Genomic DNA, 24,088 nt, shown 5'->3' on the forward strand with positions numbered 1-24,088 from the left:
AAGTGCCTGATTGCAGTCAGGTGCTTTTTTGTTATCTTAGTTCATCTATACTGACTTCCAGTGCATCAGCAATTTTCTTAACTGTGTCAAAATACAAATCTTTCACTTCTCCATCTCTTAAACGATAGATTCCAGCAGTTCCTATACCTGCTTTTAAACAAAGTTTATAAACTGTCCAATTTCGTTCTGAAAGTTTTTCAGATATTTTTTCCCAAAGCATATCTGTTTTTCTCCTTATCTAGTTTTATTTTTATATTTTTTGTGCTTATATATACCATCACACTATATATTGTGTAATCTTTAGATTTTTACTCCTCGTCTACACAATATATTGACAAACATTGTTTTTTATCATATAATATTTTTTGACTAGGACCTCTCACCGTTTTAGTCAAAATCTTAAACAGAAAGGAGTGTCGCCGATGGAAATGACTATCAATACTGGAATACCTCAAGATCAAGTTACTAAAGTTGTTCATGTAAAAGGTCCAGGACACACATACGTTGAAACAATCTATCCAAATGGCTTAATTATCAATTACGATATGTTACCAGATGGAACGGTCAACGTAGATTGTAATAAACCGCTTCGTCTCGAACCAGACGGAACTTATACACCAGTAATGGACTGACCTCGTATGATAATCTTGTCTTCTTTAAAAGTAAGACTTGATTTATCCAACTTGATATCAACTGCCTTGATGCGATTGCATTTTATTGCTGAGTTATCAAGGCTTTTTCTTTTCCCACTATACGGATATCGTCTTGGTTTCATTTATTCCCTCCTTATGCTTGACTAAAAGTGTTCATTTCCATAATTTTCATCTTAGTATTGGTACTTGGTTCCCAAGTCATCCAATATTTCAATGCTGCTTCTGCAAATTTCTTTGGTAGCAAGTCATAGCGACTGATATTGAAATGATCCTTGAAATCAATCTCAGCTTGTCTGAACACTGATTGAGCAAATGTCTTATCTGCATAAGCTGGACTATCAATCCCACCGAGACAAGCAACTACTCGAGCTTTACGCTTCTTCAAGAGTGATTGAGCATAGCTAGGATGGATTGGTTGTTCATTCTTGAGATAGTCGATATCTTCAAGCATTGTGACTTGTTGCTCACGCAATTTCTTTTGTCCAGTAAATAGAGCGATGAAGGCATCTTCGTCCAAGTCCTCACGGATAAAACCACCTTGTCTGCGAATAGCTGGTAAAACCTCTGATGTCACCCAACGCTTGAATTCTTTTGCTTGTGGCAATTTACTCGATAGGATAAGCGAATATAAACCTGACTCGTTGATGATGATAGTTTCTTGTGTTCTTCCAAGATTATCTGTGAGGCCCTGTTTTAGGGCGTCATCTTCATCAACATGAAGAGCGATTGCATTTCTTGCTTTGCTATATCCTAATATGTCAGCGACATCTTTACCAACGAACCATGGTTCATCATTGATTGTCATCGTACGGACTTCATGTCCGTGGAAATTAAAAATTTCGTTCATAGCATTCCTTCCTAAATTTGGTATAATAAAGATAATTAAGTTTGCGGAGTATAATTATGACTGAAAAAATTTGTTTTATTGTGACTGCTATTGGTGAATCTGGAACAGAGACTAGAGATAGAGCAGATGAGGTATTTTCTTACCTGATATCCCCTGTCTGTGAGGAATTAGGGTATAAACCGGTGCGAGTTGACCAAGTAGATGCAGTTGATAATATCAATGAAACTATCATCAACTACCTCAAGACTGCTCCAATGGTTGTAGCAGATATGACAGGCCACAATCCGAATGCATTTTATGAACTAGGATTTCGACAAGCGTTAGAACTCCCCTTAGTTCCTATCATACAAGCGGGTAATAGACTTCCTTTTGATGTTATATCCCAAAGAACTGTTTTCTATAACCTTTCTGTTGGGAAAATAGGGCAATCCAAAAAGGATTTAAAAGCTAAAATGAAAAGCTTTGAAAACTTTGTAATGCCTGAAAATCGCAATGATAAGATCGTTACATTAGATGAACTTGATGATAAACTAACTAAAAAGCTAAACAGGATATTAAGTCTGTTAGAAAAGCAACAGTCTCATTCTTCTCTTAAATACAAGAAAGATTTTAGTTTAATAACGCCACAAATTGACTATCAGTCATTTATCCAACAATCTCAAGATAGAATCACTCGGACTCAGAACCTGCTATCATCCCCCGAAGATAAGAAATAGCTAGTTCTTGCTGCTTTTGAATTTCGATAATTTCTTCAATTTTGTTATTTATAATCATAATTGTCCTCAAAACATCATTGAGGGCATTTTTTTCAATTTCTTTCATAGTTTACTCCTACTCCAGCACTTTGCCACCGACAGATAAACGTTTAACTACAACGTCAACTTCTTTAAACTCAGCATTTTCTGCACAATAGCGAACACTTTCGCTGATGATGTGGCAGATAGATACACCGTATTCGTTGGCTAGTTCAGTAGCGATATCCCATGCATCTTTATCAATTCTTGTTACTTTTTGAGCTGTATTATTCATTTCTTACTCCTCAAATCTTTCCCATGATTCTGAAATTCCTAGTTTTTTTGAAATCTTTAATTTCAAATCATCAGAACCCTTACCGATGTTGAATAATTCTGTAATAACGCTTGATGTTCGCTTGAATCCAATCGCTTGAGCCAAGTCAGCGTTATTCCAATTGCGCTCAGCCATTTTTTGTTTTACCAGTTCGTTCCATTTTTGGTGTTGAGTGCTCATGTGTAGCTCCTTTCTTTTTTTTAGAGAAACACAAAGCGAAAACTTTTTTATAGAATTTCTTGACTTTTTCTAGACTAAAGTCTATAATCAAAGTATAAGAAAAACATAAACAAAGGACTTTCTAAACCAATCACAACGCTCGCCAAAGCTTTTATTTTTAGTTTGTCTTTTCTCTTTTGTTTTCGCTTTATATTTCGCTTTACAATATACATTCTATACTATTTTATAGAACTTGTCAACACTTTTCTATACTTTTTTCTAGAATATTTTTTGTAATGCGTAGAAAGGTTGATTTAACAATGTTTTCAACGTTTGAAAAAATCAAAGAACTTGCTAAAAAGCGAGGAATTGCTTTGTCAAAACTAGAAGAAACTTTGGGTTATAGTACAAATTATTTTTATTCATTAAAAAAGAAGGCGCCTAACTCTGAGCGACTTCAAGAAATTGCTGAATATTTTAATGTTTCGACTGATTATCTATTAGGTCGTACTGATAATCCTAATGTTGCTAGTGGAATTGTCACTACTGCTGATGGTCGTACCGTTGACTTGTCCAATCTTCGTGAACGTGTAGTTCTGTTTGATGGCAAACCATTGTCAGATGAAGATGTAGACAAGATTGCACAGATCATTAAACTCTCTTTGGGGGTGTCCGATATTGAAAGTGAATGAGTTACTGGGTGAATACCAGGTCACACTCTATCTCTTCCCTGAGACAATGTGGGAGCGTAGGGGCTTCTATTTCCCCGATGAGCGCATCATTTACGTTAATAAGGACTTATCCATAGAGGAGAGAGAAAAAGTCATCTTGCACGAATTAGGGCACATAAACCACGACCCAGCCAATTACAAACGGCTGCTATATAAATATGAGAACGAAGCAGACCGCTTCATGATTCGACATCTCATCTCAGAAGAACTCGCACAGTACGAAGTATCAGACTTCAACTGGCTCCAATTCGCAGAAAGACACAAAATCTCAACAACCTGGGGCGAAGATATGATTCAGGAAGAGTTTTATAGATTTATAGAAAAATTAGGAGCGTAACATAATGGGTATTCTTTCAAAATTATTCCCTAATATTTTCTCATCCACAAAGGACAATTTAGATACAAAAACTGAATTTAAAGAAACTATCATTTTTCATGACAGCTTTCTGTTAATGGGGACCAATTATCACAAAAAAGAAGCTTACCAAGTTGCTGATTTTTTAAGTGGTGGAGAACACTATTTTGGGAAAGATAATAAATACTTAAAATCATACATATTAAGAACTTATAAAACTGTTTACAAATACAATAAACTTAAAACGGTTGATGTCATTCTTCAAAGAGAACCTTTAAATAAGCATGATAAGAATGCAATAAAAGTTTTAGTCAATAACACATTTGTTGGTTATATACCGGCTGAAATAGCAAGAAAAATCGCTTTTATGGTCCAGAATAAGAAGTACAGATATGATGCTATCTTAACTGGTCGAGGTGGACCTTACAAAACGGTAGATTTAGATACTGAAAAAATTCTAGAACGCAAAAAAGAATTGTCTTATTATCTTGATTTGACAATATGGAAAATCGCTAAATAAAAAAATCCCCACACCGCCTGCAAGCAAAGATGTGAGGATATGATTCAGGAAGAGTTTTATAAATTAACTGGTAGTTAAAATTATTTTAAAAAAAGGAGTAAAATCTTATGGGAGCCACTTCTATTTCTGTTAGACAAGTTTCTGAATTTGAAATACCGAACGGGACTACAGATATTAAAAAAGCCAATGTTACCATTGGCTCAATTACAACAACTGGCCAAACATTGACCATAGAAGGAAAAGTATACACTAAATTTAAAGGAAGTTACACAAAGACAATCGACGATGAAATCTTGGTATATAACTCCGATGCTGACGAATATCAACAATACGACAATTACCAAAAAGCATTTGAATTCGATATTTTTTATTCGCAAACTGATCAATTGTTATTTTTGACTACAACAACTCCTACCGCAAAAAAATTTTTAAAAGAATTGGAAAAAATTGATACACTAAATATTAATTATACATCGTTAAAATTTGATTTAATGGCAATTTCCAACATGATGCCACAAACAAAAGGAGTTAGTTTTAATAGTACTGATGCTGGTGTCTCAAGTAAGTCGTTTTCAGGAGACGAGGTCGATGTAAACGATGAAGCAATCGAAGCTTTGGAAAATGATGAAGCAACAAAAATAATAGGTACATTGGATATATTGGGTAAATCAAGAACTATAATGCTGACTCAGTCTGGTACTATTCTCTCTTTCACATCTTTGACAGATATCTCCGAACAAAGAGAATATCCGATGCTAGAATTTTCTATCGCAACACTAATGAAAATTGGAGTGCTATCACAACCGTGACAACGGGATATATTCTTTAATTAATTTTTCTATGTCTTGACGATTATTAGATGTTCCATAAATCTTATTTAGGGTAGTTTTGACCGATAGATCATTGTCCTTAAATTGCAAATCAAATTTCTTTACTTCTTTTTTTCCAAGATGTCGTACAGTCATTCTGTAAAATGGATTATATTTCCTATGTTTATCAGTCTTAATGGTTACATCAAACCGTTCTTTGCTACTTTCTTCCCTAGAATAAATAGAAAACAGATTATCTCTTAGTAACAAAAAAGAGTCCCACTGTTTTTTTACATCTCTATACGCTAATTGATAGTCAGCCTTGAATATCAGTCTCTGTCCGTTGCTTTCTGGATGTAAACTAATACTCAACTTATTTTTTATACCTCTTGATGATTCTATATCTATATAGATATCTTCATGAGTTTTACTGAAAGTAGCTTCATTTATGGAATAGTCATTTCCCTTAAGTACGGATCGGATTTTCTTTTCTAATTGGTTAAGTGTAATAGTTTCTTTTAAAAACATAGAACTTTTTGGGGTAAAAGAAACTGTTTTTAAAAATATATAGGCTCTAAATTTGTTCCAATGAATATAAAGCCAATCGATTTCGGAATACAAAGCTGCAATAATGGGAACAATTCCGACGAAACCAGTCAGATTCATCACATTATGTGAAAGTAAAGCTTGATAAAAGTTCACCAATGTCCATATCAAAGAAATAATTATAAGAATTATTTTTATTTGTCTCATATTGTCGCTCCAAATAGTCTTTTATAGTATTGTAACATAAAAATCCTCACACTCGCCATCGCCAAACTTTGAGTGTGAGGAAATCATGTATAAGAAACAACCATTCAAAAGGTCGTTTTCTTATACCCATTTTATCAAAATAGTGAGGTAAAATCAATGTGGATGGAAGAACTTCCGAATGGAAAGTATAAATTTTTTGAACGGTATAAAGACCCATACACTGAAAAATTGAAGAGGGTATCTGTAACGCTTAGTTCTGGTACATCAAGAGCAAAGAAAGAAGCTCAAAAACTACTGGATGAACGCATAGAAGAAACTTTACAGAATTTACAATCAACAGATGTGATTTACCATCACGTTTTAGATGAGTGGTGGACATTTTACCAGAAAGAAATCAAAGGTAGTTCTATCAGCTCTCTTACAAGTAGCGTGAATGATTTTAAGGAAGCGTTCGATACAGAAATTAAAGTTAAGAATATAGACACTAAATATATCCAGCGGTTCTTAAATGATCTAGATATTTCTCGTTCAAAACTAGAGCGCTATAAAATGATTTTAAATCTATCGCTTGATTATGCAGTTAATCTTGAATACATCAAAGACAACCCTGCAAGACGAGCAAAACTTCCAAAACAAATAAAAACAATCGAAGAATTAGAAAAGACAGAAAAGAAATTTTTGGAAGAGGATGAACTAAAAAGATTATTAGAAGAATTATACAGGACAAAGAACACATATAGACTAGGATTGCTTGCAGAATTTATGTCATACAATGGTTGTCGAATTGGTGAAGCTATTGCTATTAAACTAGAAAATATTGATTTTGATAATAAGACGGTAAAAATCCATGGAACTCTAGATAAAACAGTAGGGTATTCAAAAGGATTTAAAACAACTACAAAAACTGCTGCAAGCTTCAGAACTGTTTCTTTATCAAAAAGAGAAATTGAAATTTTAAAAGAATTTATCTCAATAAATGAACTTACTAAAAACACTCGAAAAACATTCAATGATCTTGGATTTATCTGTGTTACCAAAAACGGTATACCAATTCAAAATAATTCTTTCAACTTAGCAATCCAGAAAGCAAATAAACGTTTAAAAAAACCAATCGACAAACATCTTACCTCGCATATTTTTAGGCATACTCTTGTTAGTAGATTGGCAGAAAACAATGTACCTCTAAAAGCAATCATGGCAAGAGTTGGTCACTCCGACTCTCGAACGACTAATAAAATCTACACACACGTCACTAAAAAGATGGATGATAATATTTTGGACTTGCTCGATTCTTTATAATTTGCCCCTTATTTGCCCCCTATACACAAAAAAAGCCTGTCACTCAAGCTTAAATACTTGATACAACAGGCTTTTTGTAAAGTTATTATTTAACTGCTTCTTTAAGAGCTTTACCAGCTTTGAATGCTGGAACTTTAGAAGCTTTGATCTTGATCGCTTTACCAGTTTGTGGGTTGCGACCTTTACGAGCTGCACGGTGACGAACTTCAAAGTTACCGAAACCGATCAATTGAACTTTTTCACCAGCAGAAAGGAATTCAGTTACTGCTTTAAATACAGCGTCAACTGCTGCTGCTGAATCTTTTTTAGTCAATTCTGTAGCTTCTGCTACTTTAGCGATCAAATCTTGTTTGTTTGCCATGTTAATGAATCCTCCAAAATTTTTTCTAATTAACACTTATAATCATAACCTAAAATTCCCTTTAGGTCAAGCTAAAAACACTATTAATTTAACTTTTTCTCTGTTTTTTTAGGAATTATATCGAATTAGGATAGCCCAGGCATTTTCACCCGTGTGAGTTTGGATAATTGAGCCTGTTTCTAGGACTGAAATTGGTTTTTCAACGTAAGGTTGTAGAACAGCTTTCATCTCGTTTGCAAATTCATTTGTGCCTGCATAAGAAATACCAATTTCAGCGACTGAACGATTTGAAAGAGATACTACTAACTCATCCAACCATTTTTTAAAGGTTTTTGCTCCACGTCCTTTGACAATTGGTTGCAGCTCATTATCTTTCATTTGCATAACGACTCGAATATTTAAAAGTGAACTTAAGAGACCAGTAACACGACCAATACGACCACCTTTTACAAGGTTTTCCAAGGTAGAAACACCAATGTAAAGCTCTGTATTTCGCTTAACCTCTTCAACATGAGAAACGATTGCTTCTATGTCTTGTCCTTCTTGAGCCAATCTAGCAGCTTCAACAACTTGGAACTTCAATGCCTGATCTGTGAATGAACTATCCAAAACAGTGACATCTGCAGTTGATAAACTTGCTCCTTGACGCGCTGCTTCTACAGTTCCAGAAAGGGCATGGGACATATGAATTGCTAGGATCTTACTACCGTCTTTCCCAAGTTCTTCAAAAATCTCAGCAAAGAGTCCAACTGGAGGTTGGCTTGTTTTTGGAAGATTTTTACTTTCTTGCATCAAGCGAAGGAATTCTCCTTCTTTCAAATCTGCATCAGAATAAAGAACGCTGTCAATCATTACAGACAACGGAACAACTGTAATATTTAATTCTTTAACGATTTCTGGTTCAATAGTAACAGAAGAATCTGTTACAATCTTTACTTGTGTCATATCTCTGATCTTTCTATTCTTTTCAAATAAAATTTCTTTAATTTAACTATAACAATTATATCAAAAAAATACTAAAAGTTCATACTCAATCCACCTAAATTTAACGCAATTTATAGTTCTTTTTATCAACAAAAAGGAAATCACCTATGCTTGGTGATTTCCTTTTGTATTTAAGATAAATAATCATACAAATCTTGCATTTGCAAATCATCGGGTACTATTTGTAGATAGGATTGAATGTAGTCTTTTGCTTCTTCTAGCTTACCTAACTCTCTTAATAAATAAATATACTGCTCCAAGAACTCTGGATTGTCCTTAAGGTCTGGAGCAAGTTCCTTATAAATTTCCTCTGCAAACTCAAGCTCCTCAAGCTCTTGGTAACTTTTTGCAATCATCCATTTAGTCAAAAGATTTTCAGGTTCGTATGTTTTTAAAGCTATAATATCCTCATAACGTTCCTGCTCTTGATAGAGTGTCCCCAAGCGTAACAAAATCTCTTCCTGATCTTCAGCATTCTCTTGCGCTTGTAACAGATATGTCTCCGCTTGTTCCGGTTGATGCAATTCGTAAGATAACTGAGAAGCATGGAGTAAGAGACGAGTTTCAAAAGGATTTTTTGACAAGCCCTGTTGAGCTATTTTAAGAGCTTCTTCTGTCCGATGCTCCTTATGGAGTGCTAGACTATAACCATACTCATAACCCTCAAAATCTGGTGAAATAGTGTCTAGTTGTTTAAAGTATAGGACGGCTTTCTGGTAGTCCTCTTGATCAAAATAGAGACTTGCAAGCTCAAAGGCTGTTTGGTCATCATATTCTAATTCTAAGGCTTTCTCTAAAAATTCTATAGCAGATTCAAACTTACCAAGTCGTGCATAAGCAAGACCTATTCTCTGATAGGTCGAAATTCCTGTTTGATCATAGATAGCACGATTATCTAATTGAGCATAGCCCTTAATTGCTTCTAAATCGTTTCCTAGCTCACTATCTAATTCTGCCAGACCAAATATTAGAAGAGGATCATCAGAGTAATTACGGGCTTCTAGGAGCTTCTCACGTGCTACATCCGTCAAGCCTTCCATTTGGTACAAATCTGCCTTTAATACTAGGGCTGATACATACCAATCACTTTCCGGACTTATATTCTCCAGATATGCAAAAGCTTCTTCTATTAATCCATCTTCACTAGCAATAGATGCTAAGCTGATATTAACTTCTGGAAATTTAGGCGATAATTTTTCATAGATTTGACTAGCTTGAGGATAAAACCCAATACCTTCTAGATATGAACCTAGTTCAAGAAGAATTTCATCTGAATCTTCTTCTAAAGCTTTTTCAAAAAAAGAATCAGCTCTTGATAAATCTTGTTGCTCCAAGGCCTCGAGCATTTGTTGACTATTGTTCACCTTCAGTCTCCTCTACTGGTTCATAAAGTCCACTAACTCCTTTATACCAATCAAAAATTGCTGAGATGACTACTTTTGCGGAAGCGTAGATTGGAATACCTAGCAATACACCCCAAATACCAAACATGGATCCTGAAGTTAACAGTACAAAAAGAATGGTAATTGGGTGAATATTTAATTGACTACCCAAAATCAGTGGAGAAACAAAACGTCCTTCAATAGTTTGCTCTACAATGAAAACGATAATAACTTTTAAGAGCATAACAGGACCAGCAATCAAACCCAAAACAAGGGCTGGAATCATTGCAAGAAAACTACCTAGATAAGGAACTAAATTAAGAATACCAGCTGTAATACCTAAAGTAACAGCATATCGAAGCCCAATTATCTTAAAGAAGATAATAAACATGATAGCTACGATTACAGCGACCGTAATTTGTCCTCGAACATAATTGGAAAGTTGTTGATTGACATCTGAAAGTACCTTACCAACTGGTTCTCTCAATTTATTTGGTAAGAATTGAGTAATATAGTCTCTCAGTCCTTTTCCATCTCGAAGGAGATAAAAGAGCATAAATGGCATGATAATTAGAGCGACAATGACCTGTGAAGTTCCACTGATAAGAGCACTCACCCAGTTAACAGCCTTAGAAGAAATATTACTTGCCCAAGCAGTTGCTTGTGTTGAAAAATTAGCTAAAACTTGCTCCAATTGTGGTCTAAAGTCATCCGGCAAACGCTTGGTAACAAGATCATCAATAACTCTGTCAGCATCTTCGAGATAAGTCGGTACATTTTGCGCAAAAGCAACTACTTGACGTTGAAGGTTTGGAATGGCAACGGCCAGTCCAACAATCAAGAAAATAGCAATAATGACAAAGATAATACTAATGGCTAAAACACGGTTTATCTTGTACTTCTCCATCAAATCCACTAGTGGATTCAAGAGGTAAAAGAGCAGTCCTGATAAAATAACCGGCAACATAACTACGGATAGAAAGTCTATTACAGGTATAAATAAAAAGCTGATTTTACTGAGTATAAAAATATTGAGTCCTAATAGCAAGGCTACTAGGAAAACTGTAACGGCTTTGTTATCTAAAAACCATTTAAAAAACCATGAAAGGTTAAACTGTTTCTCTTTTTGTTCCATTTCATCTTCCTTTCCTTTATTCTATCATTATACCATTTTTAGATAAAATAAGGCATTTTAAAAATGGTCCTCCTGGAAATGAAAGAATTATTTTTTACTATTTTTTGATTTCCTTCTTGTAGCATTTTTAAACCAGTCATTTGTTTTATGGTATAATAGAATCATATTTATTTCGAGGTATGAATATGAAAGAAACTGTCTATTTTGGGACCTATACTCGTCGGACTTCCCAAGGAATTTATAAGGCTGATTTTGATACAGAAACTGGCCAGTTATCACATTTAAAACTTTTTGCAAACGAACCAAGTCCAACCTATCTAGCATTTGATGATGTCAATCATCTCTATACTGTTGGTAGCAAAGATGGTCAAGGAGGAATCGCCGCCTATCAGACTGATGGAACCCTCCTTAATCACGTCGTTGAAGAAGGGGCACCTCATTGCTATGTTTCAGTGGATGATAAACGAAACCTTGTTTATGCTGCTAACTACCATAAAGGTCAAGTTCTGGTATATAAACGGAAAGAGGACGGAAGTCTTGAATTAGCTGCTATGGATCAACATAGTGGTCATGGACCACATGAAAATCAAGCTTCTCCACACGTTCACTTTGCTGACTTAACGCCAGATAAATACCTTCTTACCTGTGATTTGGGGACTGACCAAGTTACTACATATGACTTGAGCTCTGAAGGTCAATTAACAGAAATTGCGACTTACCATAGTAATCCAGGAGCAGGCCCTCGCCATCTTGTTTTTCACCATCATTATAAAATAGCTTACCTTATTTGCGAATTGAATAGTACAATTGAAGTCTTAATCTATGATGGTGTTGGTGAATTTGAACGCATACAGACCATCTCAACTCTACCAGAGGGATTCAATGATTTTAACGGAACTGCTGCTATCCGATTATCAAAAGATGGTAAATATCTCTATGCTTCTAATCGTGGACATGACTCAATTGTTGTATATACGATTCTTGCTGATGGCAGTCTAGAACTACTTGAATTTGTTCCAACAAATGGTAAAACTCCGCGAGATTTTGATTTAACTCCTGATCAAGAATTTTTACTCGTTGTTCACCAAGATTCTGATAATGTAACTGTATTTAAACGTAATTCTGAAAACGGTCGTTTAGCTGAACTATCTAATGACTTCCAGGTACCAGAAGCGGTTTGCATTGCTTTTAAAAAATAAAAAAAGAACTTGATTAACTCAAGTTCTTTTTTTATAATCTATTTCCGACATTGATACGATTAATAGCACGCTGAAGAGCAATTTTTGCACGACGCTCTTGGTCGATTAGGTGCTTGTCTTGCGCTTCTTCAATTTCACGTTCCGCACGAAGTTTGGCACGTTCTGCACGACTAATATCGATATCCCGGGCACGTTCAGCTGTGTTTGCGACGATAGTAATCACATTATCAGCAATCTCGATAATTCCTCCATTTACTGCAATCCAGTTCACATGAGATTCATCATCAATACGCTTAACCTTTACCTCGTCCACTGCTAACACAGCAATCATATTTTCATGTCGTGGCAAGATTCCCATCTCACCATCCAGAGTTCGAACCGATACAAAGCTGGCATGGTGATCATAGACGAGACCATCTGGTGTCACGATCTGGACAGTTAACTGAGCCATAGATCACCTCTTAAAATCCCATTTTATCTGCCTTAGCAATCACATCTTCGATTGAACCAACACCACGGAAGGCATCTTCTGGTAGGTGGTCATATTTTCCTTCAAGGATTTCCTTGAAACCACGAACTGTTTCAACTACTGGAACATAAGAACCTGGTTGACCAGTGAATTGCTCAGCAACGTTGAAGTTTTGTGACAAGAAGAACTGGATACGACGTGCACGTGCAACCAAGGTTTTTTCTTCATCAGAAAGTTCATCCATACCAAGGATAGCGATAATATCTTGCAACTCATGGTAACGTTGAAGAACACGTTTCACTTCCGCAGCTACTGCATAGTGCTCTTCTCCAACGATTTCAGGTGCCAAGGCACGTGAGCTTGAAGCAAGTGGATCAACGGCTGGGTAGATACCCAATTGAACCAATTTACGTTCCAAGTTTGTTGTAGAATCCAAGTGAGCAAAGGCTGTTGCTGGAGCTGGGTCTGTATAGTCATCCGCTGGCACGTAAATAGCCTGGATAGAAGTTACAGAACCTTTCTTGGTTGACGTGATACGTTCTTGCAATTGCCCCATTTCTGTTGCGAGGGTTGGCTGGTAACCAACGGCTGAAGGCATACGGCCCAAGAGGGCAGACACTTCTGAACCTGCTTGAGTGAAACGGAAAATATTGTCAATGAAAAGAAGAACGTCTTGACCTTCTACATCACGGAAGTATTCAGCGATTGTCAAACCAGTAAGGGCAACACGCATACGTGCTCCAGGTGGCTCATTCATCTGACCAAATACCATGGCTGTTTTCTCGATAACGCCTGATTCCTTCATTTCCCAGTAAAGGTCATTCCCTTCACGAGTACGTTCCCCAACACCAGTAAATACTGAGATCCCACCGTGTTCTTGGGCAATGTTGTGAATCAATTCTTGGATCAATACGGTCTTACCAACTCCGGCACCACCGAAGAGTCCGACCTTACCACCTTTAAGGTAAGGAGCAAGAAGGTCGATAACCTTGATCCCAGTTTCTAGAATTTCTGAAGAGGTAGACAATTCATCAAAAGTTGGTGCTTTTTTATGAATTGGCTGACGCTCTGCATCTTCACCAAAAGGAGCTTCCAAGTCAATGGTATCTCCCAAAACGTTGAAGACACGTCCTAGAGTTTCTTTCCCAACTGGTACTGAGATTGGACGGCCTGTGTCCAATACTTCCAAACCACGGGTCAAGCCATCAGTTGATTCCATAGCGATGGTTCGAATCATACCATCTCCCAACTCCAAGGCTACTTCAAGGACGATTTTTGTTTTTCTTTCGTCATTTTTGTAGACGACAAGTGCATTATTAATCTCTGGTAGTTTCTCACCTGGTGCAAACAAGACGTCTACAACAGGACCGATAACCTGAGCAATTTTACCTGAACTCATCTACTTCTCCTATTCTGTATAAGATACTATCGGTTCCTAGTATGACTAGGTCCTAAGTTCATTTCTCTGAGCAGTATTGCTTTATTCTAAAGCACTAGCTCCTGCTACGATTTCTGTAATTTCTTGTGTAATCGCCGCCTGTCTGGCACGGTTATACTGGATAGTCAAATCATTGATAACTTTTTTAGCATTATCTGTTGCTGTCTGCATTGCCGTCATCCCTGCCGCATTTTCAGCTGTCTTGGCATCAATTATAGCACCGTAAATCATACTTTCTGCAAACTGTGGCAATAGCTGATCCAAGATTTCTTCACGACTTGTTTCAAGCTCAAATGTCAAGCTGTAGTTATCATCTGCTTCATTTGGGTCCAAGTCGACAATTGGAAGCATCTGCTCCACACGCATTTGACTTGTCAGTGTATTCACGTGGTGGTTGTAGCAAACATAGAGCTCATCGAAAAGTTCATTTTGATACATTTCAATAGTTTTTGAAATAATCTTGCGAACTTCATCGAAGCTTGGTTGGCTGGCTAGACCACGCAATTCATAAATTGGCTGAATACCACGAGCTTTAAAGAAGTCTGCTCCCATACCACCAATACAGATGACTTCAAAATCATCACCTGAAGGATGGTATTCTTGTTGAAGTTCCATGACTGCCTTTAAGATTGAAGAGTTATAGCCTCCAACAAGACCACGGTCAGAAGTAATGACGATATAGCCTGTTTTCTTGACTGGGCGGCTAATCAACATTGGATTCGTTGATCCGCCAGCACCATCTCCGTGAAGGATATCTGTAAGGAGTTTACGGACTTTTTGAGCATAAATCTGGAAGTTGCGTGCAGCTTCTTCAGAACGACCTAACTTAGCTGCAGAAACCATCTGCATGGCATTAGTAATTTGACTAGTATTTTTCGTTGAGGCGATTTTTGTTTTAATATCATTTAGAGATACTGCCATCTGACACCTCTATTCTTATTGGAAGCTAGATTGGTTGAGAAACTCAGTAATCGCAGCATCCAAGACTGCTTCTTCTGGCAAGTCTTTTGTATCACGAATAGTTTCCAAAATCTCTGGATGTTGCGCATCAAAGAAGGCATGGAATTCTTCCTCAAAACGAACAATATCATCAACTGATATAGTATCCAAGAATCCATGAGTCAAGGCATACAGGATGGTTACTTGTTTCTCAACAGGTAATGGTTTATGAACAGGTTGTTTCAATACTTCTACAGTACGACGACCACGGTTCAATTTAGCCTGAGTAGCAGCATCCAAGTCTGAACCAAATTTAGTGAAGGCTTCCAACTCTCGGTATGAAGCAAGGTCGATACGAAGAGTACCAGCAACCTTCTTCATGGCTTTAATCTGAGCAGAACCACCAACACGAGATACAGAAGAACCCGCATCAATAGCTGGACGAACACCCGCATTAAAGAGGCTATCACTTAGGAAGATTTGTCCATCCGTAATAGAGATTACGTTTGTGGCGATATAGGCTGAGATATCTCCTGCTTGGGTCTCGATAAATGGAAGAGCCGTGATAGATCCACCGCCAAGCTCATCTGAAACTTTAGCAGAACGCTCAAGTAGACGGCTATGAAGGTAGAAGACATCCCCTGGGAAGGCCTCACGACCTGGTGGACGACGGAGCAAGAGAGAAAGTTCACGATAAGCTACCGCTTGTTTAGATAGGTCATCATAAACAATCAAGACATGCTTTCCTTGGTACATGAATTCTTCTGCCATAGCAACCCCTGCATAAGGAGCAAGGAAGAGCAATGGAGAAGGTTGTGAAGCTGAGGCTGTCACAACGATTGTGTAATCCAAGGCACCGTACTGACGAAGTGTTTCTACTTGTGTACGAACTGTTGATTCTTTTTGTCCAATCGCTACATAGATACAAATCATATCTTGACCTTTTTGGTTCAAGATAGCGTCAATAGCGATAGTTGTCTTCCCTGTTTGACGGTCACCAATGATCAACTCACGTTGGCCACGACCGATTGGAACAAGGGCGTCAATAGCTTTCAAACCTGTTTGCAATGGTTCTGATACAGACTTTCGTTGCATAACACCAGGAGCTGGTGCTTCAACTGGACGAGTCTTATCTGTGTTGATTGGACCCAAACCGTCTACAGGACGACCAAGGGGATCGACAACACGTCCAATCAAGCTATCACCAACTGGAACTTCCATGATTTTCCCTGTACGACGAATTGTATCGCCTTCACGGATATCTGTAAAATCCCCAAGGATGATAATACCGACATCTGTTGATTCCAAGTTTTGCGCCATACCATAAGAGCCATTTTCAAAAATCAACAGCTCACCACTCATGGCATTTTCAAGACCATGAGCACGCGCAATCCCGTCACCAATATAGGTTACAACACCTGTTTCAGTCACATCAAAATTGGGTTTGAAATTTTCAATTTGTTGCTTAATTAAAGCGCTGATTTCTTGTGCGTTAATTGCCAAAAGAACACCACTTTCTATTTCAAATTTTCCTTAACAACTTTAAGTTGTTGTTTAATACTCACATCAATTGTCTTGTGATTGGCAAAAATAACAAAACCACCGATTAAACTATCGTCAATTTTTTCCTTAATGCTACGAACTTTTAGAGACATCTTTTTCTCGATTAGAGGAATTAGTCGTTCTTTCTGTTCACCAGTCAAAGGATGTGCAGACAAAATAGTCACTTCAAAACGATTGGTTTCTTTTTCAAGACGATTCAAGCAATCTACAATCACATCATAAAACAGGTTTGATCTGTGATTGTAAAGTAGAACCTCGATAAAGTTTTGTACTAAAAGTGACACAGAGTCCTGGAAAAAACGAACCGTTTTTTCTTTATCCGACTCATCTACTGCCACCTGAGCTAAAAAAGAAGGTAAGCCTGTTTCTTCAGCTACTTGCTTGATTTGAGACAAGTCTGAAAAAATAGAGTCTTCTTCTCCTTTTTCAATCACCAATTGGACAAAAGGCATGCTGTATTTTTCAATTACCTTTAGAGTCTTTTTGTCCATTAAGCTTCTCCTAGCTGATCGATATACTGATCAATGAGTTCTTTATGGGCCTGACCGTCAAGGTTTTGAGAGATAATTTTTCCAGCTAGACTGATTGTCAAGTCTGCCACATCTCCCTTAACACTTTGTAAAGCTTCAGCTTTATTTTGAGCAATTTCTTGGTTGGCTTTTTCTTTTAAGCGGCCTGCTTCAAGTTTAGCTTCAGCCAAAATATCAGCTTTACTTTTCTCAGCTGTTTCCTTTGCATTCTCGATAATCGTTTTAGCTTCGGTACGGCTACCTGCTAACTCAGCTTCGCGTTTGCTAGCAAGTACCTCTGCCTTTTTACGGGCTTCCTCGGCACCATCAATATCTGAAGAAATCTTTTCAGCGCGTTCATCTAAGACACTGGTAATATTTCCCCAAGCATATTTCTTCACTAAAAAGATCAATAAAAGGAAGGAACCAGCGATCAGAATAAAGTCACCAATAACGGTACTAATAGTTAAATCCATCTTCTAATCCTCCTCTACTTACTCTTCCCCTTCATTTATTTTTTTACCAATGTACATAGATGACAACATGGTAAATACATAAGCTTGAATACATGAAATGAAAATCGAAAATGCTGTCCATAACATGTTTGCAATAAAGGCAAAAGGATACCAATACAAGGCATGTTGTGACAAGGCCAATAGCAATCCTGCTAAAACCTCACCGGCAAAAATATTTCCGTATATCCGAATCGCCAAAGAGGCAAAATTGGTGAACTCTTCTAAAATGTTCATCGGAGTCATAAAGCCAGGTGTAACAAATGCTCTCAAATATTCTTTAACGCCTCTACGACGAACTCCTTCTACATGAGCGATCAAAGTGATCAATAATGAGAGGGATAAATCGTATCCAAGGTTGGCTGTTGGAGAAGTCCACAAGTTATAACCGTTTGTTGTTTGTACTTTTGCCATTAAACCAATATTATTGGCAACCAAGATAAACAAGAATAGAGAAAATAGGAACAAGGAATAGTCCTTGATGTATGAATCTCCAATGTTTGGTTTTGCAAAACTAACCACAAAGTCATAAATCATCTCAAGAGCATTTTGTTTGCCCTTGGGACGGATGGTCATTTTTCGACTTGCCCAATAGACAAAGGCAAAAACCATCAAAACAGTTACAAGAGACATGGCAAGCAGGGTCAAATCAAAGGATATTGGTCCAATATTAACGGTTGGATTCAAACTTTCTTCCATGGTTTGACACCTCCATTTCTAAATAGAGTTGTCTATTTAATGACAAATGCCATCGCTAGGGTTACAAAGAAGGTACCTTCTACAAAGGCAACACCAAGAATTAAAAGGCTGCGTAATTGGTCAATAATTTCAGGTTGACGAGCGGCAGACTTGAAGAGATTACTCATAATCAATCCTTCAGCAATAGATACACCCATACAGGCAAGACAAAGTCCGAAAAATGTTAAATTCATGATGAATTCTCCTTAATAATTTAAATTTACCTCTTAAGTTTAGACCTAAAATTGGCTTTTGTCAACTTTTTACTAGTAATGAAAGCGTTTCGAATCATTTGTTTCTAATTTTACGATTTTCAAGACAATTATATAGAAAATTTTATTGTCTTTTCATACCACTTTTACTACCTTTCCTTGTTTTCTGAAAACAAAAAACCGAGTTTTACAACTCGGTTTTGACAGTTCTTATCTGAAATAAATTGGGTAATGATTTTGACAAGCTGGATTAAATGCAGCATTACAAAATGGACAAGTGCCCGTCTCTGTATACTCCTCATACGTTAGTGTTTTCCCACAGGATCCACATAAGATAGGTCTATCCTTTTTCAGATTTAAAGGATAGGGAGAAAATATGTGCGACTCTAGTTCATTATGACACTGATAACAGGCATAGTATTTCTTACACTCATAGCACTGTAAGGCTACGATATCCTTATAACTATGGTAATGAACACATCTGCTTTCATGATCTACTAGTAAGCCTTGAGCTTGAACCATTAATTTTTCCTAATCTAGGCACGAACAGTGACGCTTGTTCCATCTTCTTTATAGAGATTGATGAGACCTTCTTTCAAGGCACGTACCATGTCACCAGCTTCTACTGGTTGTGGAACCTTGATAGTCAAAAGTTCCATTGGATTTGGTGCACGATCGATTTTATTTCCTTTGGCATCGTGAAGGTCTTCAATATAAGTTTCAAAATGACGGAAGCCTGGACCGTAGAACTCAACTTGGTCGCCTTCGTTGATAACATTACGTTGACGAATAGTTGCTGTTTGAGTTGCAGCATCATAAGCTACTACTTCAGCAACAAACTTGTATTCTGGAATCTTACGACGAGCACCAAACAGTTGTTCATTTTCAGATGGTGTTCCGTAGTAGAAACCTGTAGCCAATTCACGTTGGGCTACCTTCCACATTTCATCTACCAAATCTTGTTTAATGGCCTCAAATTTTTCAGGGCTCTCAAGGTAAGCATCAACTGCAGCCTTATAGCAGTTTGTTACTGTCGAAACGTAGTGGATAGACTTCATACGGCCCTCTATCTTCAGACTATCCACACCATTTTCAATCATATCTGGGATATGGTCAATCATAGACATATCAACCGCAGACATAGAGAATTCTTCAGGAATTTCTCCCTTAAGGCTCTTACGTTCTTGACCAAATGGCATGTCGTAAAGGTCATATTTCCAACGGCAAGATTGTGAACATCCACCACGGTTGGCATCACGCATACTCATGTGGTTTGAAAGTGTACAACGACCAGAGTAGGAAATACACATAGCTCCGTGGACAAATGCCTCAATCTCAACATCTGTACGTTTACGAATTTCCGCCAATTCTTCCATTGACACTTCACGCGCCAAAACGACACGAGTTAAACCAAGTTCTTTCCAGAATTCTAAGGTTTCGTAGTTGGTCGCACTTGCTTGTGTTGAAAGGTGAATTTCAAGTCCTGGTGCTTCTGTTGCTGCAATCATGATCAGGGCTGGATCTGATACGATAACCGCTGCAATACCAATATCACGTAGTTTACGGAACCATTCTCCAGCGCCTTCTTCATTTCCTTCGTGCATAACCATATTGGCAGCCACATATACCTTAGCTCCATACTTAGCAGCGAACTGTACTCCTTCTTCCATTTGTTCGAAAGTAAAGTTCCCTGCACGGCTACGAAGACCATAGGCCTGACCACCGATAAAGACAGCATCTGCTCCATATTGAACAGCTACTTTTAGTTTTTCAAGTGTTCCTGCAGGTGATAGAACCTCAGGACGTTTCAAAGTTTTTGTCATGTTTTCTCCTATTTGCAATATAAAAGTTTAACACTAATCTTTACCATTTTATAGCAAAAAGGTTCTAAAATCAAGTTTTGATTGATTGTTTAGACAATTTTAATTATCTTGAAAAACTAAGCTCAGCGAACTGTTTCTATTTGCCAAGCACTCCAACCTTTAAAACGAATGGCCCCCTTTTGATCCGTTTTGTAAATCGAATTCCCAAGTTCTTGGTTATTCTCCCCATTTTTTTCTTTAAATTTTTTCTTCTTGTCTACAGAAATGACAGTGATTTTAGGCTGAAAGATTTCGAAGACTTTGACATCTGTCTTTTTCTTCGATGCTTGCTGATGAGTTAGCACTACATCTGCTTGGATTTTTGGACAAGACTTGTTTAAGAACTTCTCCTCTATATTTCCAGTGACTAGAAAAGTTTGATTTAGTAGCTTTCCATACATTACTATTGAGGCTTTACTATCACTATTTTGATTTTCGATTACTTCTAAACTGCTCCCAAAAATAAATAACTGCTCTCCTGTTTTAATAGGACGTACTTTCAAGTTACTTTCCTTTAATTTATCCATAAATTCTCTTTTAGATAGAGTCTCTTCAGTTACTAGAATCTCTCCAAGATTGAAGGATTTACTAATTTCTAGTAGATGGTCTAGTTGCTTAGGTTGACTGGTCGTTAGTACAAGCTGATCAATCTTTGCGACTCCTCTACTTTTTAGATAGGGGATTAAACTACGTTTGGCATTGCTCGTTATGACCTTCTCCTGCCAGGCTTCTTTTTTCTCAACTGCTAACTTTTCACCGACATCCAGTAATATTGTCTTTCCTGTCATGTCTCTTAGGAAAATGCTCCGTCCCTGCTCCATGTCTAGGACTGTGATTTCATTTTCCAGTGGATGTTTGGTTACTAAAAAGAGAGCTAGGACAAATAGTGCAATTATTGGTGTTTTTTTCAAATTTTTACGATAGTCATAGACTATAGCCAAAGAAATTAAAAGAAACACCAGAACCCAAAGACTCGGTTGACCAAAAACAAAGGGCCTAGTAGATAGCTGAGATACATAGCGTATGATGTTTTCTAGCCATTCAAAGAGAAAGTTAAACTGGGTAATAGGATATATCCATGACAGACAGAAGAGTATTGATAAAAGCGGTAGCAAGACCATATCAAATAAAAAAGAAAAAACAAAGGTTAAGAGTATGGACCAAGGTTGAAATTCAGAAAAATAGAATGATAAAATTGGCAGAATTCCTAAGGAAATAATGAAACTTTCTCTCACCAGACCTTTTATCCCTGCTACTTCTTCACCAGTCATGGTCAGGATAAAGGCATAGGCACAGGAGAGCACTCCACCAGCAGTTAGGAAGAAATTCGGCATCACGATAAACAAGACAAGGACTGTCAAAGTAAAATTATCCAGCCCCTTGAAACCATGTTGAGCCAAAAGTTTTTGTAACAGACTTCTAATAACAGAAGCTGAGAACCCTGTCAAACCTGAATAAACCAAGGAAAATGGATAGACAAGCCATTTTAAGTTTTCTTGGCTCATCCCCAGTCGCAAAAAGAATTTCTTAAAAGCATTCATGAAGAATCCTACTTGCATTCCTGACAGAGCAAAAAGATGAATAATCCCTAAACTTGAGTAGAGTTCATTCATTTCCTCAAAGTCTGAGTCCAAGTGTCCTAATAACAGACCTGTCATATAATTACTCATGGGGGCGGGAAAATTCCTTTTTATCCAGACAACTGCTTTTCTCCGCAAACTGGATAGATTTTCTCCTATATCCCAACTGCTTGCCTCTTTCATGCTATGAATTTTCGATATCGTTAAGGTTTGATAAATTCCCTGCGTTTTTAAATAGTTTCGATAATCAAATCCAGCAAAATTTTTTGCCTCCTGAGGTATAGATAATTTCCCCTCTAAAGTAACATCAAAAAGATTAGTTAACTGTTGAAACTCTTCTTTCTCAGATTCTGACTCAAGCTTATAATAAACATGAAAAAGTCTTCCCTCAGCCTTGCCTCGAAAAGATAAACTATCACCATTTACTTTGATAGTATCAGGCAAGATTCGTACCGTATTAACTGAGTCAACAAGATGTTGACTCGCTTTTTCTTGTTGCCATTTTTGAAATAAAAACCAGCTACCAAATAGACCACAAACCAAGAGGACCTTGGTCGCAGTCTTCCATGGAAATTGAGAAAAGAGGCAGAGCATTAAAAAGACAAAGCCCAAAAGTGCTAAAAAGCTTGCTGAAAAAATAGCATAGTAGAGCCATAGTAAAAGAAAACTGAGATAGATTTTGGGGATGGGAAATCGACTAATCCACTGTGACATACTCTTTTAACTTTTCTATCGTTTTTGCACCAATACCAGAAACCTTTTTGAGCTCATCAACTGACTTAAACTTACCGTTGGTTTCGCGGTGGTCGATGATATCCTGTGCACGTTTGGCTCCCAACCCCTTGACTTGTTTCAGCTCCTCTAAACTGGCTTTATTGAGATTAACTTTCTTGTTTTCTTTGGTTTTGGTAGCATTTGAATATGCCTCTTGGTTGGTAGCTTCTTCCTTAGTCGGAACATAAACAAGTGCTTCGTCACTAATTCTCTGGGCAAGATTGATAGACTTACTATCAGCATTATCTGTCAATCCACCCGCTTTTTGGACAGCATTGTTGATACGACTTCCAACAGGCAAATCATAGATTCCAGGTGATTTGACCGCACCTTTGACATCAACAGTAATCAGATCTAGCTCCACCACTTCTTCCTTCTGATTTTTATCTTCCTTTTCCTCCGTCGAATCCTTTGAAACAGTTGTAACTTCTGTTTGCAAATTGCTTTCCTTAGCAGGTGCTTGCGTTGATGACTTCAGGAGGAAAAATCCACCCAAGATTAAACCCAAACTAGCACAGATAACAATGATTTTATATTCTTTGATTTTCTCAATAAGTTCTTCCATAATTTCTCCTCTCTTATCTTATTCGTAATGCAAAGAAAAAACAGCTGAAAAATCTTTTCAACTGCTTACTTATTTGCAAAATAATCTTCTTTGGTCAAGACATAATGGACATCTGTTACGAATCTTCCAGGTTCACTTTTATCCATTCTAGCATATGGTTCTTCGTGAGAGAAACGCATTCCTGATTTCTCCATGACCTTTCCTGATGCGGGATTATCCTTATCATGAAGGGCGGTCAACCTATTCATCCCTATCTTTTCAAAAACTAGTTCAATCACGGCTCGATTGGCCTCTGTCGTCAATCCTTGGTTCCAATATTTTTTATGGATAATATAGCCAATGGCTGCCTTCTTAAGGACAGTATCCATCTTGTGCAGGTCAATGGTTCCGATAAACTCTCCACTACTTTTTAGTTCAATACCCCATCGGCCCAATGGATTTGCTAGATAAAACTGAGCAATATTATTCTTGGTTTCCTCTAGACTTTGATTGGTTGGAAAAGTGTAGCGAGTAGTTTCCTTATCTGAAGCATATTCAAACATGGCTTCTGCATCGTCAAGTGTTACTGGTCTAAGTACTAAGCGTTCAGTTTCGATAATTGGATGCTTAGCTAGTTTGATAAATAGTGATTCCATTGCCCAGTCCTCCCTTTTTCTTTGAAAAAAATTATTT

Annotated in this window: 32 protein-coding genes; 8 read left to right on the plus strand and 24 right to left on the minus strand. The window is 37.3% G+C overall.

All coding sequences use genetic code 11. From position 1 onward, the window contains the following. Nucleotides 1-31 precede the first annotated feature (31 nt). On the minus strand, nucleotides 32-220 hold the full coding sequence (locus tag BQ2679_RS08090) for a helix-turn-helix domain-containing protein (protein WP_075567701.1): 189 nt from the start codon (nucleotides 218-220) through the stop codon (nucleotides 32-34). A 202-nt stretch (nucleotides 221-422) separates the two neighbouring features. Here BQ2679_RS08090 and BQ2679_RS08095 point away from each other — a divergent pair, with 202 nt between their 5' ends. After that, entirely contained in the window at nucleotides 423-632 is a 210-nt protein-coding gene (locus BQ2679_RS08095; protein ID WP_075567702.1) for a hypothetical protein, read from the plus strand. On the opposite strand, the gene BQ2679_RS10840 is transcribed toward BQ2679_RS08095, so the two are convergent. After that, nucleotides 611-775: a hypothetical protein gene (locus tag BQ2679_RS10840; protein WP_159427235.1), complete on the minus strand. Its 165-nt coding sequence runs from the start codon at nucleotides 773-775 to the stop codon at nucleotides 611-613. The genes BQ2679_RS08095 and BQ2679_RS10840 overlap by 22 nt on opposite strands. A gap of 11 nt (nucleotides 776-786) precedes the next feature. After that, nucleotides 787-1,500, minus strand: a complete 714-nt coding sequence (locus tag BQ2679_RS08100; RefSeq protein WP_075567703.1) for an ORF6C domain-containing protein — start codon at nucleotides 1,498-1,500, stop codon at nucleotides 787-789. A 56-nt stretch (nucleotides 1,501-1,556) separates the two neighbouring features. Between BQ2679_RS08100 and BQ2679_RS08105 the strand changes: the two genes are divergently transcribed. After that, nucleotides 1,557-2,216, plus strand: coding sequence for a hypothetical protein (locus BQ2679_RS08105; protein ID WP_075567704.1), 660 nt, complete (start codon nucleotides 1,557-1,559; stop codon nucleotides 2,214-2,216). On the opposite strand, the gene BQ2679_RS10895 is transcribed toward BQ2679_RS08105, so the two are convergent. The 3 genes from BQ2679_RS10895 to BQ2679_RS08115 are packed head-to-tail and all read right to left on the minus strand — an operon-like array spanning nucleotide 2,170 to nucleotide 2,748. Beyond that, nucleotides 2,170-2,322, minus strand: coding sequence for a hypothetical protein (locus BQ2679_RS10895; protein ID WP_167350221.1), 153 nt, complete (start codon nucleotides 2,320-2,322; stop codon nucleotides 2,170-2,172). The genes BQ2679_RS08105 and BQ2679_RS10895 overlap by 47 nt on opposite strands. A 9-nt stretch (nucleotides 2,323-2,331) precedes the next feature. Further along, the gene (locus BQ2679_RS08110; protein ID WP_015971705.1) at nucleotides 2,332-2,529 is read right to left on the minus strand and encodes a hypothetical protein; all 198 of its coding nucleotides are present in this window, start codon (nucleotides 2,527-2,529) and stop codon (nucleotides 2,332-2,334) included. A gap of 3 nt (nucleotides 2,530-2,532) precedes the next feature. Beyond that, nucleotides 2,533-2,748: a transcriptional regulator gene (locus tag BQ2679_RS08115; RefSeq protein WP_075567705.1), complete on the minus strand. Its 216-nt coding sequence runs from the start codon at nucleotides 2,746-2,748 to the stop codon at nucleotides 2,533-2,535. A gap of 299 nt (nucleotides 2,749-3,047) precedes the next feature. Between BQ2679_RS08115 and BQ2679_RS08120 the strand changes: the two genes are divergently transcribed. The 4 genes from BQ2679_RS08120 to BQ2679_RS08135 all read left to right on the plus strand — a co-directional run bounded on the left by BQ2679_RS08120 (nucleotide 3,048) and on the right by BQ2679_RS08135 (nucleotide 5,142). Further along, nucleotides 3,048-3,419 (plus strand): helix-turn-helix domain-containing protein, encoded by a 372-nt coding sequence (locus BQ2679_RS08120; RefSeq protein ID WP_075567706.1) that lies wholly within the window; start codon nucleotides 3,048-3,050, stop codon nucleotides 3,417-3,419. Continuing rightward, complete coding sequence (locus BQ2679_RS08125; RefSeq protein WP_075568078.1) at nucleotides 3,403-3,795, plus strand: ImmA/IrrE family metallo-endopeptidase; 393 nt, start codon at nucleotides 3,403-3,405, stop codon at nucleotides 3,793-3,795. The genes BQ2679_RS08120 and BQ2679_RS08125 overlap by 17 nt, the downstream gene beginning before the upstream one ends. A gap of 4 nt (nucleotides 3,796-3,799) precedes the next feature. Then, complete coding sequence (locus BQ2679_RS08130) at nucleotides 3,800-4,333, plus strand: HIRAN domain-containing protein (protein ID WP_083237589.1); 534 nt, start codon at nucleotides 3,800-3,802, stop codon at nucleotides 4,331-4,333. A 107-nt stretch (nucleotides 4,334-4,440) separates the two neighbouring features. Next, nucleotides 4,441-5,142 carry a hypothetical protein gene (locus BQ2679_RS08135; protein WP_075567707.1) on the plus strand — a complete coding sequence of 234 codons (702 nt, stop codon included), beginning with the start codon at nucleotides 4,441-4,443 and terminating at the stop codon, nucleotides 5,140-5,142. Here the strand turns inward: BQ2679_RS08135 and BQ2679_RS08140 are convergent. Further along, entirely contained in the window at nucleotides 5,131-5,895 is a 765-nt protein-coding gene (locus BQ2679_RS08140; RefSeq protein WP_075567708.1) for a hypothetical protein, read from the minus strand. The genes BQ2679_RS08135 and BQ2679_RS08140 overlap by 12 nt on opposite strands. Nucleotides 5,896-6,051: 156 nt before the next feature. Between BQ2679_RS08140 and BQ2679_RS08145 the strand changes: the two genes are divergently transcribed. After that, on the plus strand, nucleotides 6,052-7,194 hold the full coding sequence (locus BQ2679_RS08145; protein ID WP_075567709.1) for a tyrosine-type recombinase/integrase: 1,143 nt from the start codon (nucleotides 6,052-6,054) through the stop codon (nucleotides 7,192-7,194). Nucleotides 7,195-7,279: 85 nt separating this feature from the next. Here the strand turns inward: BQ2679_RS08145 and BQ2679_RS08150 are convergent, their stop codons facing one another. The 4 genes from BQ2679_RS08150 to BQ2679_RS08165 all read right to left on the minus strand — a co-directional run bounded on the left by BQ2679_RS08150 (nucleotide 7,280) and on the right by BQ2679_RS08165 (nucleotide 11,056). Then, complete coding sequence (locus BQ2679_RS08150) at nucleotides 7,280-7,555, minus strand: HU family DNA-binding protein (protein ID WP_075567710.1); 276 nt, start codon at nucleotides 7,553-7,555, stop codon at nucleotides 7,280-7,282. Nucleotides 7,556-7,663: 108 nt separating this feature from the next. Further along, nucleotides 7,664-8,500: a DegV family protein gene (locus BQ2679_RS08155; protein WP_075567711.1), complete on the minus strand. Its 837-nt coding sequence runs from the start codon at nucleotides 8,498-8,500 to the stop codon at nucleotides 7,664-7,666. A gap of 170 nt (nucleotides 8,501-8,670) precedes the next feature. Further along, nucleotides 8,671-9,903 carry a tetratricopeptide repeat protein gene (locus BQ2679_RS08160; protein WP_075567712.1) on the minus strand — a complete coding sequence of 411 codons (1,233 nt, stop codon included), beginning with the start codon at nucleotides 9,901-9,903 and terminating at the stop codon, nucleotides 8,671-8,673. After that, on the minus strand, nucleotides 9,893-11,056 hold the full coding sequence (locus BQ2679_RS08165) for an AI-2E family transporter (RefSeq protein WP_075567713.1): 1,164 nt from the start codon (nucleotides 11,054-11,056) through the stop codon (nucleotides 9,893-9,895). The genes BQ2679_RS08160 and BQ2679_RS08165 overlap by 11 nt, the downstream gene beginning before the upstream one ends. A 185-nt stretch (nucleotides 11,057-11,241) precedes the next feature. On the opposite strand from BQ2679_RS08165, the gene BQ2679_RS08170 reads away from it, so the two are divergent. Continuing rightward, entirely contained in the window at nucleotides 11,242-12,255 is a 1,014-nt protein-coding gene (locus BQ2679_RS08170; protein WP_075567714.1) for a lactonase family protein, read from the plus strand. Between the two features lie 31 nt (nucleotides 12,256-12,286). Here BQ2679_RS08170 and BQ2679_RS08175 read toward each other — a convergent pair whose 3' ends face one another. The 13 genes from BQ2679_RS08175 to BQ2679_RS08235 all read right to left on the minus strand — a co-directional run bounded on the left by BQ2679_RS08175 (nucleotide 12,287) and on the right by BQ2679_RS08235 (nucleotide 24,051). Continuing rightward, nucleotides 12,287-12,706: a F0F1 ATP synthase subunit epsilon gene (locus tag BQ2679_RS08175; protein ID WP_075567715.1), complete on the minus strand. Its 420-nt coding sequence runs from the start codon at nucleotides 12,704-12,706 to the stop codon at nucleotides 12,287-12,289. A gap of 10 nt (nucleotides 12,707-12,716) precedes the next feature. Next, a complete protein-coding gene (atpD, locus tag BQ2679_RS08180) occupies nucleotides 12,717-14,123 on the minus strand; it encodes a F0F1 ATP synthase subunit beta (RefSeq protein WP_075567716.1) in 1,407 nt (468 codons plus the stop codon). Between the two features lie 81 nt (nucleotides 14,124-14,204). Further along, entirely contained in the window at nucleotides 14,205-15,083 is an 879-nt protein-coding gene (locus BQ2679_RS08185; RefSeq protein WP_004253324.1) for a F0F1 ATP synthase subunit gamma, read from the minus strand. Nucleotides 15,084-15,098: 15 nt separating this feature from the next. Next, complete coding sequence (gene atpA / locus BQ2679_RS08190) at nucleotides 15,099-16,604, minus strand: F0F1 ATP synthase subunit alpha (RefSeq protein WP_075567717.1); 1,506 nt, start codon at nucleotides 16,602-16,604, stop codon at nucleotides 15,099-15,101. A 14-nt stretch (nucleotides 16,605-16,618) separates the two neighbouring features. Continuing rightward, nucleotides 16,619-17,155, minus strand: a complete 537-nt coding sequence (locus BQ2679_RS08195) for a F0F1 ATP synthase subunit delta (protein ID WP_075567718.1) — start codon at nucleotides 17,153-17,155, stop codon at nucleotides 16,619-16,621. Beyond that, complete coding sequence (atpF, locus tag BQ2679_RS08200) at nucleotides 17,155-17,649, minus strand: F0F1 ATP synthase subunit B (protein ID WP_075567719.1); 495 nt, start codon at nucleotides 17,647-17,649, stop codon at nucleotides 17,155-17,157. Before atpF ends, BQ2679_RS08195 begins: the two co-directional genes overlap by 1 nt. An 18-nt stretch (nucleotides 17,650-17,667) precedes the next feature. After that, entirely contained in the window at nucleotides 17,668-18,384 is a 717-nt protein-coding gene (gene atpB, locus BQ2679_RS08205) for a F0F1 ATP synthase subunit A (RefSeq protein ID WP_004253312.1), read from the minus strand. 32 nt (nucleotides 18,385-18,416) lie between these two features. Beyond that, nucleotides 18,417-18,617 carry a F0F1 ATP synthase subunit C gene (locus BQ2679_RS08210; protein WP_004253309.1) on the minus strand — a complete coding sequence of 67 codons (201 nt, stop codon included), beginning with the start codon at nucleotides 18,615-18,617 and terminating at the stop codon, nucleotides 18,417-18,419. A 228-nt stretch (nucleotides 18,618-18,845) separates the two neighbouring features. After that, nucleotides 18,846-19,157 carry a CHY zinc finger protein gene (locus BQ2679_RS08215; RefSeq protein WP_075567720.1) on the minus strand — a complete coding sequence of 104 codons (312 nt, stop codon included), beginning with the start codon at nucleotides 19,155-19,157 and terminating at the stop codon, nucleotides 18,846-18,848. Between the two features lie 14 nt (nucleotides 19,158-19,171). Beyond that, the gene (locus BQ2679_RS08220; protein WP_075567721.1) at nucleotides 19,172-20,458 is read right to left on the minus strand and encodes a peptidase U32 family protein; all 1,287 of its coding nucleotides are present in this window, start codon (nucleotides 20,456-20,458) and stop codon (nucleotides 19,172-19,174) included. Between the two features lie 122 nt (nucleotides 20,459-20,580). Then, complete coding sequence (locus BQ2679_RS08225) at nucleotides 20,581-22,791, minus strand: ComEC/Rec2 family competence protein (RefSeq protein ID WP_075567722.1); 2,211 nt, start codon at nucleotides 22,789-22,791, stop codon at nucleotides 20,581-20,583. Then, nucleotides 22,775-23,416: a helix-hairpin-helix domain-containing protein gene (locus BQ2679_RS08230; protein ID WP_075567723.1), complete on the minus strand. Its 642-nt coding sequence runs from the start codon at nucleotides 23,414-23,416 to the stop codon at nucleotides 22,775-22,777. Before BQ2679_RS08230 ends, BQ2679_RS08225 begins: the two co-directional genes overlap by 17 nt. 65 nt (nucleotides 23,417-23,481) lie before the next feature. Next, nucleotides 23,482-24,051, minus strand: coding sequence for a GNAT family N-acetyltransferase (locus BQ2679_RS08235; RefSeq protein WP_075568080.1), 570 nt, complete (start codon nucleotides 24,049-24,051; stop codon nucleotides 23,482-23,484). Nucleotides 24,052-24,088 lie beyond the last annotated feature (37 nt).

It is taken from the genome of Streptococcus timonensis, assembly GCF_900095845.1.
GTDB lineage: Bacteria > Bacillota > Bacilli > Lactobacillales > Streptococcaceae > Streptococcus > Streptococcus timonensis.